This window comes from Stratiformator vulcanicus, from assembly GCF_007744515.1.
Lineage (GTDB): Bacteria > Planctomycetota > Planctomycetia > Planctomycetales > Planctomycetaceae > Stratiformator > Stratiformator vulcanicus.
Window position 1 is genome coordinate 1,987,703 of sequence record NZ_CP036268.1, and the last position, 17,872, is coordinate 2,005,574.

Below are 17,872 nucleotides of genomic sequence, written 5' to 3' on the forward strand. Positions count from 1 at the left end.
GACGGTCCACTCGACCTCTGCCGCATTGCATCAGGCGCTGCGCTCGGCTGAAATTGATCAATCAGATCAATCCAGCCCATGCGAGAACATCGATGACGCTCCGACTCGCGGCGACTTCGCTGCTTTGCACTTTCGTTTCATTGGCCGCTTCGGCCGAGGTCCCGCTCGCCGATGGAGCCGCCCTCGAGCAAATCGCCGACGGCTTCAAATTTACCGAAGGGCCCGCCGCCGATGCCCAGGGAAATGTCTACTTCACCGACCAACCGAACAACCACATTCACCGGTGGGACGCAAAGACCGGTGAAGTGTCGTTGTGGATGAAATCCTCGGGGCGATCGAACGGCCTCTTCGTCGGCCCCGACGGTATGTTGTGGGCGTGTGCTGACGAGAAAAACGAGCTTTGGAAAATCGATCCGGAGACCAAACAGCGGACGATCGTCGTCGGTCGAACCGACGGTAAACTGCTCAACGGCCCGAATGACCTCTGGGTCTCGCCGACGGGGGTGGCCTTCTTCACCGACCCGTACTTCCGCCGTCCTTACTGGGACCGCGGAAAGCAGGAGCAGAAGTCGCGGGACCTCTACCGGGTTGATCGGGACGGGAACGTGTCGAGAGTCGATAATGATCTGAAGCAGCCGAACGGCATCGTCGGTACCGCTGACGGCAAAACGCTCTACGTGGCCGATCCCGGTCGCCGGGTGGTGTTCGCCTACGATGTGAGCGACGACGGAACGCTCTCGAATCGCCGCCAATTCTGCAAAGCGGGATCGGACGGCATGACGCTCGACTCCGCCGGCAATCTCTATGTGACCGGCAAGCCAGGTGTCACGGTCATTGGTCCCGACGGAGAGTCGCTGGGAGTCATCGCCGTTCCGCAGGGATGGACGGCGAACGTCTGTTTTGGGGGCACCGAAGGCAAGACGCTCTTTATCACCGCAAGTAAAGCCGTCTACACCATTAAGATGAAAGTCGCCGGAGCGGGACGCGCAACGGCAGAGACTGTTTCGTCAAACACGCCCAAGGCGAGCAGTGACAATACAGCGAGCAGCGATAAAATTAAGGTGGAGGGCGAAACGTATCCTCCGATCCTCCCCGCCAACGATCCGGACCGATTCGGCAGAAATATTCAGCGGACGATGTCGCTGCTTGCCGAAAGCACCCCCGAGCACCGCAATACGGTTCGCATTCTTTACTACGGTCAGTCGATCACCGCGCAGGACTGGACCGATCTCGTCACTGCGGAATTAAAGAGTCGTTTTCCTCACGCGAATATCGTCGCCGAAGATCGGTCGATCGGGGGCTTTTCCTCTCAATACTTAATTCGCACGGCGGAGCACGATGTCGAATCGTTCCGCCCCGACCTCATTATCTTTCACGTCTACGGATCTCATGTCGAATATGAGAACCTCATCAAACTCTACCGATCCCGAACCGCCGCTGAAGTCTTAATCCAGAACGACCATGCTAATACGTGGCCCAGGAAATTTAAGAACGGCAAGGACGGCCCGCTCGATTGGCCGCACATGATGAATGAAATCTTCCTGCCGAAATACGCGAAGCAGTATCAATGCGGCTTTGTGGACGTGCGTGGAGGATGGGTCAGCTATATGGAAGAGTACGGCCTCGAACCACCCGCACTGCTTAAAGATGGCGTGCACTTGAACAAGCACGGGGAGTGGTTAATGGCCCAACTCGTTTCGAGATATCTGGTCCATCGACCTGAACTTGAACAGGGCGACCAAGGCTCTGTGACAACATTTATTCTCGGCGAAGACGTTGAGGTTGAAGGCTCAAAAGTCATGTTAACCTTCAGCGGAGATCGGGTCGACTTAATTCCCGTGGAGCCGAACCCCGGCTTGGCGAAACAGCTGCGGGTCTTAGTTGATGGTAAATCGCCCTCACAGTTTCAAGAGCTTTATGCCTTTACACGTCCGAGCAGCACGCACGACCGGATTTGGCCCGCCGTCATGCGGGTCGAGCACGACGCTCCGCTCGTCGTCGAAGACTGGCAATTGGAAGTCTTCGATGTCAAATCGAATGACGATTTTCGATTTCGAGTGAGTGGTTCGGTCACCGGCAACGATGGCGAAGGCCACAGCCGGAAAAAATTTACGTCGAACTCGGGCCGGGTCGTGATCGAGCCGCAAGATTGGGTGTTCGCCCGGTCCGCCAAGTTAAGCAAGAAAAACCTGAGCGATGGCTGGGTCGTGCGGTGGAAGGCGATCCCGCAATTTGTTGACACATACACCCCTCCGTCTCCACAAAACTTCGATCCGACACTCGACAACGCAACCACTATCGCCGACGGGCTGCCTAACGGAGAACATACGTTGGAACTCATCGCAGAAGGCGGCGAGCAACCGATCCGAGCAATCCGAATCTACGACCCACCACTGAAAGCCGGGGCCGGAAATTAATCGTGGATGATGCTCAACGCCGTCGAAACAATCTTTTGATTCTGCGGCAGCGTGAGGGCGCCGACCTTTTGGAAGCGGCCACCCACCGTCCCTTCTCCTCTCGGGAGAAGGTGGCCGAAGGCCGGTTGAGGGGTCCACGGGGGCGGTCGCAGGGCGGCACTGGTGGATGCTCTGTAAGCATTCTTAAGTATCGCAACCGCGGCGCATATTTAAACCACCGCCCCATTCCCCTCACCCCAACCCTCTCCCCAGAGGAGAGGGGGCACATTCGTGCCTTTGACCCCCTGCGGCCGCCGTATAAATTATTAAGGTCTTCAACGGTTCGCACCAAATTCGCACCGAAGAACGATCATTGTCATTCAAACACAATCTTATAAACCTTTCGGCTCTTCTCGATCATGCTCGGCCGGTGCCGTACGAGAATGCGCTCCTCCTCGCTTCCGCCGACCGTATTCCCGTCTTCGATCACCGGGCCGCTTAGAATCAAGTAGTGCGCGAGGTTCGAGACGAATTCGAACAGCTCACCCAGATCCATCGAGCAGCGGTCGACTTCAAGCTCCATTAACCCGAACTGACGCATGCCGAGTGTGTAAACGCCAATCTCATTCTCCGACGCCGGGCCGAATTGAAATCGCAGCCACGCGGGAACCGGCAACTGTTCTTCGCTCATGTCCTCGCAGAAGCTCTCGAAGACTTCTCGCGAGTTGCAGACGCTCGCGTTCCCCCAGTAGACGCCCATTCCGTCGTACAGCCGCAGCGCGACCAATGCGAGGCGCGAGACTGTGAGGGCCGACCCGATGGCCGACTCGCTGCTCCCGCCGACATTCGTCACGATGATATGTGATTGGTGTTGGGCGACTTTCTCTTTTCCGTCGGGCCATAGGAAATTGCCCGCCGCGTTCTCCTCCGCCTCTCCCTCCGGAATGGGCGCGGGCATGTGTGCCAGGAACCCGACGGTTTCCTTTCCGTGCATCACGCTGATGACTTTGGGCTCGCTCGTGTCGGCCGAATAGCCCGGCCCGAAGACCTCGGCGACAATCTGGTCCGCTTCGGAAAGGTCTCCGGGCTGAGCGTGTTCGCACAAAACAAAGCAGTGCCGCGTCGGATCTTCCGAGTTCTCCGCCGCATTGCCGGACGGTTTGGCATCTGCTGATTTGGAACGTCGAAACGGATTTGAGAATGGCATGAATTCAAACTCGCAAAGCTGGAAGGGGCTTCCGAAAGTAATGTGCTAACGACCATATGGACGGCTGGGATTCTAAAGAACCAAAGCTGCCGTGCAAGTTTCGCCGCAACGCCGAAGGCCGCAAGCCCGTGCTGAGCCGCTTTGCATTCGCCAAAGTGCGGCAAAGGAAAATTCGACCGAGAGACCAGCCGAGAACCGCCCCAACTGCTGACCGAAGGCCCGAATTCCTCCCCCACTGCGCAACCGACCTGCAAAGGATAGAGGACCGGTCGACCCCCTCTTCTCACCCCATCGCCGGCGACTCAACTTGAGCTCGCTTTGAGCGATGGATGATGCCGCGGGCACGTTCGTGCCTTGGGCCTGCGGCAGCATGAGTCGTGAGAACTGGGAAGACGGCCTCACCCCTCCCTTCTCCACTTGGGAGAAGGTGGCCGAAGGCCGGTTGAGGGCACGTGCGTGCCTCTGCGCCTGCGGCAGCTTTTGAAGTCGAGGCGGTGACCCTGGAATGGTGCCTTCTCCCTTGGGAGAAGGTGGCCGACAGGCCGGATGAGGGGGTACGGGGGCGTTCGCACGACGGCACCGCTTGCTGCTCTGAAGGATGAAATCAAAGTATCGCAACCGCGGCGGTCACTTCAAACCGCCGCCCCATTCCCCTCACCCCAACCCTCTCCCCAGAGGGCACGTTCGTGCCGTTGGGCCTGCGGCAGCATTGGCTGTTCGGTGTGTCGGGGTGCGTCTTGACCCCGCAGTAGGGTGCTCGTTTCGGTATGGCAGGATTCGCAATCGTGAAAGCCATTGACGATTCCGGTAGCCAGCGATGCAAGAAGCGAGCGGACTCAACCCTGCGGGGGCGACACGCCCCCGGCACCCGGCGGCAGCTTGAGCCGTGAGAACTGGGAAGACGGCCTCACCCCTCCCTTCTCCACTTGGGAGAAGGTGGCCGAAGGCCGGTTGAGGGGCCCACGGGGGCGGTCGCAGGACGGCACCGGTGGATGCTCTGAAAGTTTAAATCAGAGCATCGCAACCGCGGCGGTCACTTCAAACCTCCGCCGCGTTCCCCTCTCCCCAGAGGAGAGGGGGCACGTTCGTGCCGTTGGGCCTGCGGCAGCATCAGCCGTTTTAGGGGGCCGGAGTGCGTCTCGCGCCCGCAGTGGGGTGCTCGCTTCGCGTTGGCAGGATTCGCAATCGCGACGGCCTTTGACGATTCCGGTAGCCAAGCGGTGCAAGAGGCGAGCGGATTCAACCCTGCGGGGGCAGTCACAGCACGAATATTCGGACGGAGACTGATCCACCCGGACTTGTCCGCTTTCCTTCGAGGTCCTTTGTGATGCCGTTGGGATTCTCAATGAAGTGTCCGGGGTCGTAAACTACACACCATAGAGAGTCACACGAAGGGTGGGCCCGGTAGTGTTCCATGTCAATTATCAGTTCTTGGCCGATTCTCGATGCGTGCGATTTATCTCTAACCCTTTTCACTTCAATGACCATCTTGTACCGAGGCAAAAGGAAGTCCATACGAGTGCTCACGCCCGCGTAGCTCGGCGTATATTCCTCAGGACGAATGTCCGCTATCCAAGAACGAAGGTGCGAATGAAGGAGATCCTGAATGTCGTATTCCGAAGTGAAAGTCAGCGATGTCAGTCCTTTCCGTCGATGAGTGAGTGGGTACATAGCTCGATTTGCACCGCGTACAATGACTTCAATTAATTCTTCTACCTGCTGTGGACGACGCGTTTGTTCGCCGTTGGTATCGGCGACTGTCTCGGACGGCGACGATGAAATTGGCAAAACCCGACCGCCATTAAAGTAACGAAGACCTGCAGCTTCCAAAGTAGTTTCAAGACGCTGCCGCTCTTCTTGATAAGCTTTAAGCGGATTACTTTCATCACCGAATTGTTGACCAAGTAATTTAAAAGTCGCCCCCGAATTGGGCAGCGGCGGCACATCCATAAACTCTTCAATCAAGCTTCCGAGAACGCACAAGCTATCAACGGAGGGGTCTTTACCGGCCCGATACAGCCACTCCTTCCATTTGGTGGCGTGAGGCAAGTCCGGCGGGGGGCCGGGGACGCCAGCAGATGCGAATTTAGCATCCAGCACCGGATGCGACCCATGAAGCACGCTCGCGACAACGGCACATACCGATCGTGGAATCTTGATGTTTTGCATTGGCCATTTCTCCTACGGCGCCCACCCACACTGAGCCCGCCACCTTAACCAATGATCCGCGATTACAATCGCCACCATCGCTTCGCCCATGGGGACGAATCTGGGTAGCAGGCAGGGGTCGTGGCGGCCTTTGGTTTGGATGGTGGTGGGGGTGCCGGTGTTGTCGACCGTGGGCTGCTTTTTGGACAGCGAGCTGGTCGGTTTGATCGCCGCCCGCAGCACGATCGGCATGCCGGAGGTGATCCCGCCGAGCATGCCGCCGTGGCGGTTGGATTGGGTGGCGATGGAGGGAGAGGGCTGTCGGGCTTGGCCTTTGTCACTCACCTCTGGCCCGTTGTCGCTCGCCGATGACTTGGCTCCGGGCGCTGACGCTTCCGGCTCGCTTGGTGCTCTGGCCTCTGGCCTCTCGACTCTAGCCCCTTCGCTCGCCCGCTCAAACACATCATTATTCTCGCTGCCGCGCATTGTGGCGCAGGCGAAGCCGATGCCGTATTCGACGCCGAGGACGGCGGGGAGGCTGAACAGGGCTTTCGCGAGGTCGGCTTTGATCTTGTCGAACACCGGCTCGCCGAGGCCGGGGGGGATGCCGGTCGCGACGATCTCGCTGACGCCGCCGATGCTGTCCTGATCTTTGCGAACCTTGTCGATCAGCGCGATCATGCGATCGGCCGCGGCAAGGTCGGGGCAGCGTACGATGTTCGGCTCGCCGTCCGGACGTTTTTCGACTTGTTCGAGGGTGACGTCTTCGGGTCGAGGGATGTCAGCCACAATGTCGCCGACTTGCTTCACGTAGCCCACGACCTGCCCGCCGAAGGCTTCGGCGATGAGCTTCTTGGCAATCACCCCCGCGGCGACTCGGGCAGTGGTTTCTCTGGCGGAGCTGCGGCCGCCTCCGCGGTAGTCGCGGAAGCCGTATTTCGCGTCGAAGGTGTAATCCGCGTGGCCGGGGCGGTATTTGTCTTTGATGTCGGAGTAGTCCTTCGAGCGCTGGTCCTGATTGCGGATCAGAATCGCGATCGAGGTTCCTGTGGTCCGGCCTTCGAACACGCCCGAGAGGATTTCCGGCTCGTCCGGCTCCTTGCGCTGCGTGACGATCTTCGACTGTCCGGGACGCCGGCGGTCGAGATCGACCTGCAGATCTTCCACGGTGATCGGTATTCCGGGCGGCACGCCGTCGACAATCACGACGTTCCCCGGCCCGTGGCTCTCGCCGGCGGTGGTGATGCGAAAGAGCTGTCCGAATGAATTTCCTGCCATCACACTTCGTGTGTTTGTGCCGTGGTGAGTCGACGCGCGTCGCGAGTTCATCGCGGCGGGAGGGATCCGGTTGCAGTGTAAGGGTTGCGCTCGGCTTGTGGGAGCGAGCGTACGGCGAAGCTGTGGTTGAGGGTTGAGGGATCTTTCGTCAGGGAGGATGATCAGGACTTTGGCGCGTAACCTCTGAACCCTGAACCCTCCGCCATGCGATTATTCGAAGGCACGCAGTTCGATCGGCCGCCGCGGTGCGAGCGGTGTGATGAGTTGGAGGAGGCGTGCACCTGTCCGCCGCCGCCGAAGGAGCCGCTGGCCCCCCAATCGCGCACGGCACGCATCGCCGTCGAAAAGCGAAAGCGCGGCAAGGTGGTGACGGTCGTGCGCGGGCTGCTGGAGCGAGAAGATGAATTGCCGGAGCTGCTGTCGAAACTGAAAGCCGCCTGCGGAGCGGGTGGGACCCTCGATGGAACGACGTTGGAGATTCAGGGCAGTCAGGTGGAGAAAGTGCGGGCAACGATGGCGGGATTGGGATATCGAGTGGCGGTCAAAGGTTAATGATGAAAGGTCGTTTAGCCGCGCCCGACAGGAAGCGCGGCGTTGCCGCGGGTTTAGAGTTGAGGGATGAGAGGTGAAGTTGCCCGGGCTATTTGCGAGTCTGTTCCGCACATCCTGTCTCAGGATTTTGTATGTTGTCTGGGCATTCGGTTGTGTAACTCTTTACGGAATATTTTTTGATGTCATGGCGTCATCGCAGCGTCCGCTCGGCGTCGCATACGACATCAATTACTGGGTGATTGAGCAACTGGGCCGGCTTTATCCCTATCTCGTGCTTGGCGGCATTTATGCGTTAAGCACAGTGCATTTTGTGGATCGGCCGAAGAGTGTCGTACGGGTGGATTTTTTCGGATTACCGCTCCTCGTACTTTGGGTTCGGGCTTTGTTCGAATTACTGGTCGTCCCGGTTTTCAGTCATTAATAATAGGCTTGGAGCGAAAATGAAGTTTCAAAGACGACAGGTCTTAAAAGCGGCCGGAGGGGCTGCCGTCGCGTATGGCACTCCCTTGTTTTCGCTTGGGGACGATCCGAGTCGCGACCGCCGCGCCCTCGTGATCGTCGGCCCGAGCAATCACCCGCCGGGGACGCATGAGGTGAAGGCCGGAGGCCGATTGATGGCTGATTGTGTGAATCGGTTGGGGCTCGACGGATTATCAGCCGAGGTGTCGGTCGGGTGGCCGGAGGATCGGTCTTCAATAGAGAACGCCGCGACGCTGGTCTTTATTGGCGACAAATTCCCGGCGGAGGCGGTGAAGAATCGCCAGCAGGCGATGGCCGACGTCGTCGGTGCGATGAGCCGCGACTGCGGAATTGTCTGTATCCACTACGCGACCGGGTTGGAGGAACAGCACGTCGCTCCCTATCACGCGAAAGGCGAGCAGCACCCCCTCTTAACTTGGATGGGCGGTTACTTCGCGACGCGGTGCAAGCATCACAAGTCGATCGCCCGCTTAATGAAGGCAACCATTGAACCGACGGCGGTGGAACATCCCATCTTAAGGGGTTGGCAGGAATTTAAATTCGATGATGAGCCGTATATTAATAACTACCTTGGCCCCGATGGCCTCGCTGAAAATGTGACGCCACTGGCGACATCGATGCTTCCGCCGAATGATCCGACGGAGCAGATCACGGCTTGGAGCGTCGAACGCAAAGACGGCGGTCGCGGCGTCGGGATCGTGATGCCCCACTACTATAGGAACTGGCTCGTCGACGACCTGCGAACGTTTGTCACAAACGCGATCGTGTGGAGCGCCGGATTCAATGTTCCCGAAGAAGGTTGCCGGACACCGAAACCGGAGTTGGCGAAGTACGAACCGGATGCAATCGAACCGCGACGGAAGGCGGGTGGGTATTGAAAGACTCATCAGACGAGGGAAGCGGCGGGGGCCAAGACTCCGTTTCGCTCAGAGAACTCTCCTTCGCGGACCTGTCCGCAGCAGCCGACGAAGCGCGACAACTGCTCGAAACGGGTTATGTGCGCCGAGGGAAATGGTCGCTGGGCGAAATGTGTCGGCACTTACGACTCGTCCAAGATTGCGCGATTGATGGCTACCCGGGTTGGATGTCCCTATTCGCGCCGCTGCGTCCGATCGTGCGGCGGATGCTATTAAAAAGAGTTCTCACGGGAGACTCACCGATCGGGCTGCGGACGGCTCCGCCATTTGTACCGAAGAGTGATCTCGATGACGCCATTGAGGTCGGGAAATTCTCGGAAAGCATCTCGCGACTCCTCTCCTACGAAGGAGAATTCCGTGCGCACCCCGGGTTCGGTCGGCTCGATCACGATCGGATGCTCGAACTCTTCGCCGCCCACGCGGCTCATCATTTACGATTTCTTGAGCCGGAAAAGCCGGGCAGCGAATTGCAGATTAATGCGAAGCCGGCGACGGATTCCTGGCAGGCGTCGAAACGGGATATTGGTGAGTCTTCTTAAGAAGTTTCGGTCGTACGCAGGGCAATGCAGCGCCCGTGCCGACTCGTGATTCGAGTATGACTCGCTACGAGTCGTGCATCAGTTGGTCACGCAAATTTTCACGTTGGTTGCTCGTTACGCGAGTAGGGCGGAGCGGAGCCAGATCTCAAGCTATGGGATTCAATCTTCTGATTCTCCGGGCGGAGACAGTTCATAGCTGAAGGCGCCGAGCAACGTGCCGCGCGGTACTTTATGGCAGGCCTGACACTGCTCGATCGCTCTTAACGAGCCGAGCATGCGGACGCGGTTCGAAGGTTCGCCTTCGGTTTGGGAGGGCTCAGCGTCGGTTACGTTCTCGATCACGAGGTCCTGTTCGGTCCAGAGGCGTTCCAGAGCTCCGCTTTCAAATGCGTTGAGCGGCCGGGTCTCGACATCGCGAAGATTATCCATCCGCGGCAGGCTGTCCGACACGTAAACCACCGGCTCATCGTGCAGCAGCAGACTGACGAGTTCGAGGCGATGCAGCGTCCACGGCTCGGTTGGTCTCTCGTCCGACTCTGCTGCGGGGACTTTCGACATCGCGTGGGGTTTGAAGCCGATTGTGTGATTAATGTCTTCGGCGTAGCCCATGCGCTCCGGGTCGAGGAAGTCAGCGGTGCCGGAATCGTGAAGTTCGATTAAGCCGGGTCGAGTCGGCTGCTGGAACTTGGGCTCGGCTGATTCTGGATGTTCCGGCTCCGGCGATGCCTTAACCTGAGTGATGATCGGGAGAGCGATGGACGCGGCCTGCGGTCCCTCCAGGAATTCAGTGTTCGGCCCGAAACTGCCCGGCCCCATTCGCAGGTATCCGAAGCCCGGTGCAACGATAAACCAGTCGCGCCATCTTTCGTGAAGTCGATGCAGCACGTCCCCTCGCCCGACGTAGATGGATTTCTCCTTCCAATGATTCTCTTGCCTTTCGAGGCGAGCGGAGATCAGCTCAGGCAGCCGGTCTGAAACAGTTTCCGGAGACTCGATTGGAACAAAGTTCGGGAGACGGTTTGACAACGATGTCAACGGAAATTGCTGACGCAACTCATCCAGTCTCATCAGTTCGGGAATCGCGACCGTCGTCCAGGCGACATACGGCAACAGGCAGGCAGCCATAAGCGCAGCCAGCGACGGCCCACGCGTCCATTTTCTCCTGCGTGCGACAGCGAGCGCGACCGTCGTCCCGATCATCTGCAGCACGATCGCACCGATGCACGTCAGCAGTGCGATCGGAATTCCAATTACTCCAACCCGCCGAGCTAGCTGGGGACCGACTTCGCCACGCTGCCATATCGAGGCGGCCAGCGAAGCCGCGACAGCCAAAGAGATCGTTAGCGATATCAGGTACATGCCCATCGAGAGTGTGGGGCGATCGCACCGAACCCAATTGAACCCACAGGTTCAAAGTCGAGGGCGATCACGCTTCCTTCAAAAGTCATACTAAGCCTGACGCATGCGTCAGGCTTAGTATGACAAGTGCAAACTCGCGTCGCATCCCCCCGAACCTCTCGCCCGCTTGACGCCTCCGGGGGTTCGGGGAGAATCGTGTTCCACGCGTCCCTTTTGCCTCAGAGATCGCTATGTCCGCTGCCGCGCCCGCCACGAAGTCTGTGCTTTCCGATGCCGTTCAACGCATTAAGCCCTCCGCGACGATCGCGGCGGGGACGAAAGCCAAGGAGCTGAAAGCCGCCGGGCATGACGTGCTCTCCTTCACGCTGGGGGAGCCTGACTTCACGACGCCTCAGCACATCTGCGATGCGGCCAAAGCCGCGATGGACGCGGGGGATACGCATTACACGGCGGCCGCGGGAACGCTGCAGGTCAAGCAGGCAGTGTGCGACCTCTACGCCCGCTTTTACGGCCTCGAATACGACCCGCCGCAGTGTGTGGTTTCGAACGGGGCGAAGCACTCGATTCACAACGTCCTGACCGCATTGTGCGGACCGGGGGATGAGGTGATCATCCCGACGCCCTACTGGGTGAGCTATTCCGATTTGGTCGGACTGACCGGGGCGAAGCCGGTGTTCGTTGAGACGACGGTCGAATCGGGATGGGTCATGTCGCCGGAGCAGTTCGAGTCGGCCATCACGCCGAGTACGAAGTTGCTGATGCTCAACAGCCCCACCAATCCGACGGGGGCCACCTATCCGCCCGAAACGCTGGAGCAAATCGCAAGGATTGCCGTCGAGCGGGACATCTTCGTCCTGTCCGATGAGATCTACGAACGGCTGATCTACGCCGGCTCCGAGTTTCGCTCCTTTGCATCATTCGGCAAAGACGTGCAGGAGAAGACCATTATTGTCAGCGGGGTCAGCAAGGCGTACGCCATGACCGGCTGGCGCATCGGATGGGCGCTCGCTCCGCTGGAGATCGCCGCAGGCATGGCGAAACTGCAGAGCCAGGAGACCTCATGCCCCTCATCGATCAGTCAGGCGGCGGCGGTCGCGGCGGTCTCCGGACCTCAAGTGTGTGTCGAAGAAATGCGGCTGGAGTTCGCCGAGCGTCGGGAGTATGTCCTGCAGCGACTGAAGGAACTGCCCGACCTCGCCTATGCCGAACCGGGCGGGGCGTTCTACGCGTTCTTCGACGTCTCCGCCCACTTCGGCAAGCCGCTCGGCTCCAAGGGCGTCAAGGTCGACAACGCGACCGACTTCTGCACCGCCCTGCTCGAAGACCAGTTCGTCGCGCTCGTCACCGGTGACGCCTTCGGAGCCCCCGGCTACGTCCGGCTGTCCTTCGCAACCGACCTCAAGACGATCGAGCAGGGGTTCGATCGGATTACGAAGTTTCTTGGCGGGGCATAGGCGACCGGCTCCGTCGATCGTGTGGGAGACGCGTTCGCGCTGAAATTTCTTCGCATGTACGGCCAGACATGGGTACCGTGAAGGGCATGTGATCGCCACGGCGGTCATCCCTTTCGCGCTCTTACGGAGTTCTCCCATGCGCTCGCTGTCGGCCAGTACGCTCGTTTTGATGTCCGCCCTCTGTTCGCTTTCTCCGGTGTTTGCGGAGGAGGGGTCCAATCACGAGACAGAGCAGATTCTGAAGAATCTGCGTGCCCGCTCTGCGGAATTCAGGAAGGTTGATATTTCGTGGGTCTCACTCACAACGACAAATTTCGATTTCACAATTGATGGATCGATTGTTGAGGACCTAGACCCGGCCGACCGCACGAAGCGGGAGTTCTGTCGACTGCGATTGCTCGACGAACACTGCGTCCTACTCGATCTTCGTAAGTGGACGTGGTACGAAAAACTTGAACGTTTCAAACTCGACAGAGTTCAACTTTTCGAGACCGTGGGCTATCGCGTGACTCACCAATCCGGGTCATCGAGTGAGCCGCCGAGTTTAAACCGAGGTACTCGCGACAAATTTATGTATGAAGGCAGAATGTCGCCTCTCGGATTGAGTTATTGGCATCCGAGTTCAGGACGGAATTTAAAGCAGTTCGAAGAGATCATTCGAGCGGGCGGGGAAGAGGATACCATTGATGGAATTACATGCCTGAAGTTCACGGGTAAGAACGAGGCCGGCGCCGCCGTCGAACTGTACCTGAGCCGAGAAAAACAACGTCTCGGATTGCCCTTGCGCATGCGTAAATCGTCCCGCGATGGCGCAACTACTAGAGACGTTCGCCTGATCTACGGTCGAGTGGAGCCGACTGCTGAGGCTACACGGCTGATCGGCTGGAAATTGGAGCGGTACTACGGTTCCGGAAAATTTTACGACGGAACCGAAGCGATCGTGACCGATTGGCGCACGCTGGAGGCTGATCGCTGTGACGATCTTGAACCAAAGCCCGCAGTGGGGACCATGGTTTGGGACTATCGCAGCCGCGACGATGAGAAGGTTTACGTCGTCGGTGAGGACGGAGCAAAGCAGGTGGTGCCTAAAGGGCAGTACTCGAAAGTCATGGAAGAGCTTCGCGAAAAGTGGCGCTCCGGCGAATTACCCGGCAAAGAAGACGTCCCTTCACCGCGAATTGACGGATAGGAGTCGGGTCGTGCGAAGTTATTTCATTTTGGTGTGCGTCGGGTGTTTGCTCGCGGCGCATTCTGCCGACGCCGGTCATCCGGTCCGAGTCGATGCTGACGTGGTCATCAAGAAGATGCAGCAGCGGGCGGAGCAGTTCGAAGGCGTCGACATCTCGTGGGTCACCAAGACGACGGGAGGCGCGTACGCGCTGGCAACGGGGGAGGTGAAACTTTTGCCAACGTTCGAACGCGTTCGCCGAGAAACCAGTCGGCTGAGATTCAAAGACTCGGATTGCTATCGCTTCGACCACACTCGTCGATTTTGGTCAGAGGATCGTGAGGTCTTCGTTACGTCAGAAGCGATCAACGTGCTGGCGGACGAACGTCGGTACTTTTTTGCCGGGAACGATTTGCGGCATCCGTCACTTATGATCTCGCCCGACAATATGAAACCGGGCGACGGACTTTCGAACATTTACTTCACAGTGTCGGCAGTGAGTTACTGGCACCCGGTGACAGGGCTTCCGTTTGACGCGATGCACGCGGCAATACGGAAGGGAGGAGAATCGGCCGAGGTTCGCGAGGTCGAGTGTGTCCTGTTCGAATTCGATGGCGATCACGGGGCAAAGCATCGTCTGTGGATCGCTTTCGACGATCGGCTCGAGGCACTTCCGATTCGGCTTGTGGTTCAATTCAAAATGGCGACAGCTCAATTTGATTGGGAATACGGCCAGACAAACGACGACCCGGCGGTGGAACTCATTGGCTGGTCTCACAAGATGACAGGCTTGAATGGCAAGACAAGTACGTTCGAAGAAAGCATTGTGACCGATTGGAAACGGCTCGATAGCGATGTCACTTGCGCGTCACTGAAGCCGGAGCTTCCTGCAGGGACGATGGTCCACGACTACCGCGGGCCCGATAACAGTGAGCAGTACATCTTGCGCGAAGATGGGTCGAAGCGTGTCATTCGGCCGGGCGAATATGACGGCACGAATTACGAAGAACTGTTGAAGACCCCCGGGCCGAATGAAGCGGCCGACGAGAAATAGCGGCTGCGTGGGGGAAGATGGGCAAGGCGGGAAGGTGATTCCCTTTAGGCGAGTTGAACCCGCCTCGAACCGGGAACTTCACCGGCGCCGGGGGCGTCTGTGAACCGATAGATCGATCGGAGAACCATTCCATTTCTGACACGCTGCCATGCCCAGTCCTCCTGATTCCCGCAGATTATCATCACCATCCTATGTCAGCGTGCTGATGCGTTGCTGTCGGGTCTATACGAATATTCGCCGAACCGCGGCTGGTGATGCCTTTGCGGGGAATTGTCCCCGGTGTGCTCGACCGGTGCGGATTCAGATCGTTGCCGAAGGCGGGAGCACGTCGCGGTTCTTCGAGGCGGGCTGAACGCGGAATCGCCTTGTGGCGTTTTCGATAATTATCATACATTCGGCCGTCTTCAGGCGGCCTGAACCGGACTTATGGAATACCGGATCAAGCCGCCGGGGACGACCTGCTCAGCGACCGGAGAGCCGCTGGAGCCGGGATCGCTGTGTCGATCGGCCCTTATCGAGGTCGATGGTAAGCAGTCTCGGTTCGACTACGCTCCGAACGCCTGGCCGGGTCCGCCTGATGGAACACTCGGGCATTGGTTGTGTCGGATTCCCGAAGCGAAGGGGAACGTCGTTACGACCGATCCCGACGAATTGATGCAGCGGTTCGAACAACTGGATGATGACGGAGGACACGACGTTCAGCAGCAACTTCGCTACGCGTTGGCCCTCATGCTAATCCGGGCGAAGCGGCTCGTGCTGGACGAAACGACGATCGAAGACGACCGGGTGATTTTGCACTTGGCCGGTGTGCGTGGCGAAGGGACGTTTCTGGTGCCCGACCTGCAACTGCCGACCAATCAGATCGCCGAACTGCAGAAACAACTGACCGGCCTGTCGCAGGCACCCTTGCCTGCCGAGCCGGAAGAGTCGGAGTCGGAAATCACTGACTCAGCCGAAGCTGCGTGCGTGCGGCGGCGGCAAGTGAAGACGGCGACGTATGAAGCGTCGCGCTGAGGCGAGTGATCGCCTGCGGAGAACGGATGAGCCGCACCAAGCACCGCCGAATTAGTGTGACCGTCGCGGTCGCTCTTCTGTGTGCGCTGTCGTGCGGGTGCTCCTCGGTTCAGAAATGGAACCCCTACGCGGGCAAGCCGGTCGACGTGCTCGGGCCGGGGGCAACCAAAGAGGAAGTCGTCGCGCTGGTGAATCGGTCCGCCTCTCGGATGACCGGTTGGCGTTCGACAGACGTGAAGGTCAAAGCCAAGGGCGTGCCTATCAGCCTGTCCGCGAATATGGCGGTTGAGAGTCCCCGCGGCTTTCGCATGGTCGCCGAGTCGATTCGTGGTTACGAAGCCGACTTCGGTTCGAACGACGAGCGGCTGTGGTTCTGGATTCGCTCGGCCCCTTACAAGCACGTTTTCACGTGCAAGCATGAAGAGATGAACGGCATTCAGGATCGGATGCCGGTGCCGTTTCGAGCGGATTGGATGATGGAAGTACTCGGAGTCGTGCCTCTTGATCCCGAGGGCGTCCAGTTGGAAACCGACCCCGGCGATCCCAAACTGCTGCAACTGCTCTCGCATGTCGAACTCAATGACGGTCGCACCGCCGTGCGAATGGTGACGGTCGACAGTCGGACCGGCCGTGTGGTCGCCCATCAATTGTGGCGCCCCGAGGGTGATCTTATCGCGCAGGCGTTCTTGAACGATTATCGGCCGGATGATGAGACCGGTTTGGAATTGCCGCGACATATCCGCATTGAGTGGCCCGAAGCGGACACCGACATGACGCTGAAGATCGGCGAGATCGAGGTCAATCCGACGAGCGTTCCTGAGTCGACGTGGTCGCTTCCAAAGATGGCCGATTACCCCGAGTTTGATCTCGCTGCGGGTCAGATGCCGGTCGTGCGGTAACTCCATCCCCGCGGGGTTTCGTTATTTGTTGGTGGTGAGAGGCTTCTAGGTGAGCGTGTTCTAAGGTCCCTTGCTTGCGCTGCGGGCTTGTGGGCGTTTTAGGGTTCGATTTTTCGAGCGACGTTTCGCAGGGCCTCGACATATTCCAGCATCGTCTGGAACCGCTCGTCCGCGTTCTTTGAAAGGGCTTTTAAGGCGATTTCTGATGCTTCCGGGGGAATGTCGTATTGGGGCGACTTCTCGTGCGGAGGCGTCGGCGGCTCGTGGATGATGCGGTCAAAGGTTTCGCGAATATTGCGGCCGCGGAACGGCTCGTGAATCGCGAGCGCTTCGTAGAGCACAATTCCCGCCCCGAAGATGTCAGACCGTTCGTCGAGGTAGCGGTGTCCGAGGACTTGCTCGGGCGACATATATAGGGGCGTTCCGACGAGCTGCCCCGCCTGAGTTAATGTTCTGAGTTGTTGCGTGACTTCGATCGATTCATCCCAGGGAACTGCATCGGGGTCTTTCGGGTCCCGCTGGAAGTCATCGTAGTGACCCCAGACCTTGGCGATGCCCCAATCGAGCAGGATGACCTGCCCGTACTCGCCGACCCAGATGTTCTCCGGCTTGACATCGCGATGTACGACCCCGAGGGCGTGGGCGTAGGCGAGGGCGAGACACGCATCGGCCACGACCTCGATACGACGGCCGACCGGATATTCCTCGATCGTCTGCTCATCGCCCTGCGCAATTTTCTTCAGGATTTCGTGGAAGTTCTCCCCGTAAATCCGCTTCATGGTGAAGAAGGTATGGCCTTCGTCGTCCCGACCGAGGTCATAGACCGGAACCGTATTCGGGTGCTGCAGTTGAGCCGTGACGCGCGCTTCGCGCAGGAACCGTCGCTGCTCCTGCTCATCTTCGGCGAACTTGGGGAGCAGCCGTTTCATCACCACCGTGCGACCGATGATGCGGTCATAGCATTCGGTGAGCAGGGCTTTGCCGCCTCGGGCCATCTCCTGAAAATCGGTGTACTTTTCGAACTCGCCCACGTTACCCGGGGGCAAGTTGGGATCGGTTCCGGAGAGAATGATTCCTGAACGGGGAGCAGTGCGGCTCATGAATCCCTCGCGTCGGGCGACATCGTCGATGGACCGGTTCGGTGCGGCCGGTCGTATGGAGGATCGAGCATACCGCTAACCGTCCATTGAGGCACGACTGGGTCGCAAACTGCTCGACTGACGCGTCGCTGACAGTCACATTTTGATGGAGGAATTTCCTCGGTATTTCCCTGACGCTCCGCTCCGGTACGGCCTTTGCGACCTCGGGATTTTGATGAGTATTCCACCTCCCGCCGTTGTAATTATTGCAAAAAGCGACGACGATATGAGAGCGAGTTGCACGGTAAGGTGGCAGTGATTGCTCAAG

16 protein-coding genes are annotated in these 17,872 nt (G+C 58.8%); 11 read left to right on the forward strand and 5 right to left on the reverse strand.

The window, feature by feature from the left end; genetic code table 11:
• The first annotated feature begins 92 nt into the window (after window positions 1-92).
• Window positions 93-2,417: an SMP-30/gluconolactonase/LRE family protein gene (locus Pan189_RS07745; RefSeq protein ID WP_145363364.1), complete on the forward strand. Its 2,325-nt coding sequence runs from the start codon at window positions 93-95 to the stop codon at window positions 2,415-2,417.
• 355 nt (window positions 2,418-2,772) lie between these two features.
• Here the strand turns inward: Pan189_RS07745 and Pan189_RS07750 are convergent, their stop codons facing one another.
• Window positions 2,773-3,603: a DUF4261 domain-containing protein gene (locus tag Pan189_RS07750; RefSeq protein WP_145363365.1), complete on the reverse strand. Its 831-nt coding sequence runs from the start codon at window positions 3,601-3,603 to the stop codon at window positions 2,773-2,775.
• 325 nt (window positions 3,604-3,928) lie between these two features.
• Here Pan189_RS07750 and Pan189_RS21295 point away from each other — a divergent pair, with 325 nt between their 5' ends.
• Window positions 3,929-4,087, forward strand: a complete 159-nt coding sequence (locus Pan189_RS21295) for a hypothetical protein (RefSeq protein ID WP_310821228.1) — start codon at window positions 3,929-3,931, stop codon at window positions 4,085-4,087.
• A gap of 773 nt (window positions 4,088-4,860) precedes the next feature.
• On the opposite strand, the gene Pan189_RS07755 is transcribed toward Pan189_RS21295, so the two are convergent.
• Window positions 4,861-5,772, reverse strand: coding sequence for a PD-(D/E)XK nuclease domain-containing protein (locus tag Pan189_RS07755; RefSeq protein ID WP_310821229.1), 912 nt, complete (start codon window positions 5,770-5,772; stop codon window positions 4,861-4,863).
• Window positions 5,773-5,784: 12 nt separating this feature from the next.
• Entirely contained in the window at window positions 5,785-7,029 is a 1,245-nt protein-coding gene (aroC, locus tag Pan189_RS07760; protein WP_145363366.1) for a chorismate synthase, read from the reverse strand.
• 204 nt (window positions 7,030-7,233) lie between these two features.
• Between aroC and Pan189_RS07765 the strand changes: the two genes are divergently transcribed.
• The 4 genes from Pan189_RS07765 (at window position 7,234) to Pan189_RS07780 (ending at window position 9,517) form a co-directional block, all read left to right on the forward strand.
• Window positions 7,234-7,581, forward strand: a complete 348-nt coding sequence (locus Pan189_RS07765; protein WP_145363367.1) for a translation initiation factor — start codon at window positions 7,234-7,236, stop codon at window positions 7,579-7,581.
• A 184-nt stretch (window positions 7,582-7,765) separates the two neighbouring features.
• Window positions 7,766-8,002, forward strand: a complete 237-nt coding sequence (locus Pan189_RS07770) for a hypothetical protein (protein ID WP_145363368.1) — start codon at window positions 7,766-7,768, stop codon at window positions 8,000-8,002.
• Between the two features lie 19 nt (window positions 8,003-8,021).
• Window positions 8,022-8,939 carry a hypothetical protein gene (locus Pan189_RS07775; protein WP_310821230.1) on the forward strand — a complete coding sequence of 306 codons (918 nt, stop codon included), beginning with the start codon at window positions 8,022-8,024 and terminating at the stop codon, window positions 8,937-8,939.
• Window positions 8,936-9,517, forward strand: a complete 582-nt coding sequence (locus Pan189_RS07780; RefSeq protein WP_145363369.1) for a DUF1569 domain-containing protein — start codon at window positions 8,936-8,938, stop codon at window positions 9,515-9,517. The genes Pan189_RS07775 and Pan189_RS07780 overlap by 4 nt, the downstream gene beginning before the upstream one ends.
• A gap of 159 nt (window positions 9,518-9,676) precedes the next feature.
• On the opposite strand, the gene Pan189_RS07785 is transcribed toward Pan189_RS07780, so the two are convergent.
• The gene (locus tag Pan189_RS07785) at window positions 9,677-10,876 is read right to left on the reverse strand and encodes a glycosyltransferase family protein (protein ID WP_145363370.1); all 1,200 of its coding nucleotides are present in this window, start codon (window positions 10,874-10,876) and stop codon (window positions 9,677-9,679) included.
• Between the two features lie 230 nt (window positions 10,877-11,106).
• On the opposite strand from Pan189_RS07785, the gene Pan189_RS07790 reads away from it, so the two are divergent.
• The 5 genes from Pan189_RS07790 (at window position 11,107) to Pan189_RS07810 (ending at window position 16,465) form a co-directional block, all read left to right on the forward strand.
• Window positions 11,107-12,330: a pyridoxal phosphate-dependent aminotransferase gene (locus tag Pan189_RS07790; RefSeq protein ID WP_145363371.1), complete on the forward strand. Its 1,224-nt coding sequence runs from the start codon at window positions 11,107-11,109 to the stop codon at window positions 12,328-12,330.
• Window positions 12,331-12,466: 136 nt separating this feature from the next.
• Complete coding sequence (locus Pan189_RS07795; RefSeq protein WP_145363372.1) at window positions 12,467-13,519, forward strand: hypothetical protein; 1,053 nt, start codon at window positions 12,467-12,469, stop codon at window positions 13,517-13,519.
• A gap of 10 nt (window positions 13,520-13,529) precedes the next feature.
• Window positions 13,530-14,552: a hypothetical protein gene (locus tag Pan189_RS07800; RefSeq protein WP_145363373.1), complete on the forward strand. Its 1,023-nt coding sequence runs from the start codon at window positions 13,530-13,532 to the stop codon at window positions 14,550-14,552.
• A 426-nt stretch (window positions 14,553-14,978) separates the two neighbouring features.
• Window positions 14,979-15,566: a hypothetical protein gene (locus tag Pan189_RS07805; protein ID WP_145363374.1), complete on the forward strand. Its 588-nt coding sequence runs from the start codon at window positions 14,979-14,981 to the stop codon at window positions 15,564-15,566.
• 26 nt (window positions 15,567-15,592) lie between these two features.
• Window positions 15,593-16,465 carry a hypothetical protein gene (locus tag Pan189_RS07810; protein ID WP_145363375.1) on the forward strand — a complete coding sequence of 291 codons (873 nt, stop codon included), beginning with the start codon at window positions 15,593-15,595 and terminating at the stop codon, window positions 16,463-16,465.
• Between the two features lie 98 nt (window positions 16,466-16,563).
• Here Pan189_RS07810 and Pan189_RS07815 read toward each other — a convergent pair whose 3' ends face one another.
• Entirely contained in the window at window positions 16,564-17,565 is a 1,002-nt protein-coding gene (locus tag Pan189_RS07815; protein ID WP_145363376.1) for a serine/threonine protein kinase, read from the reverse strand.
• Window positions 17,566-17,872 lie beyond the last annotated feature (307 nt).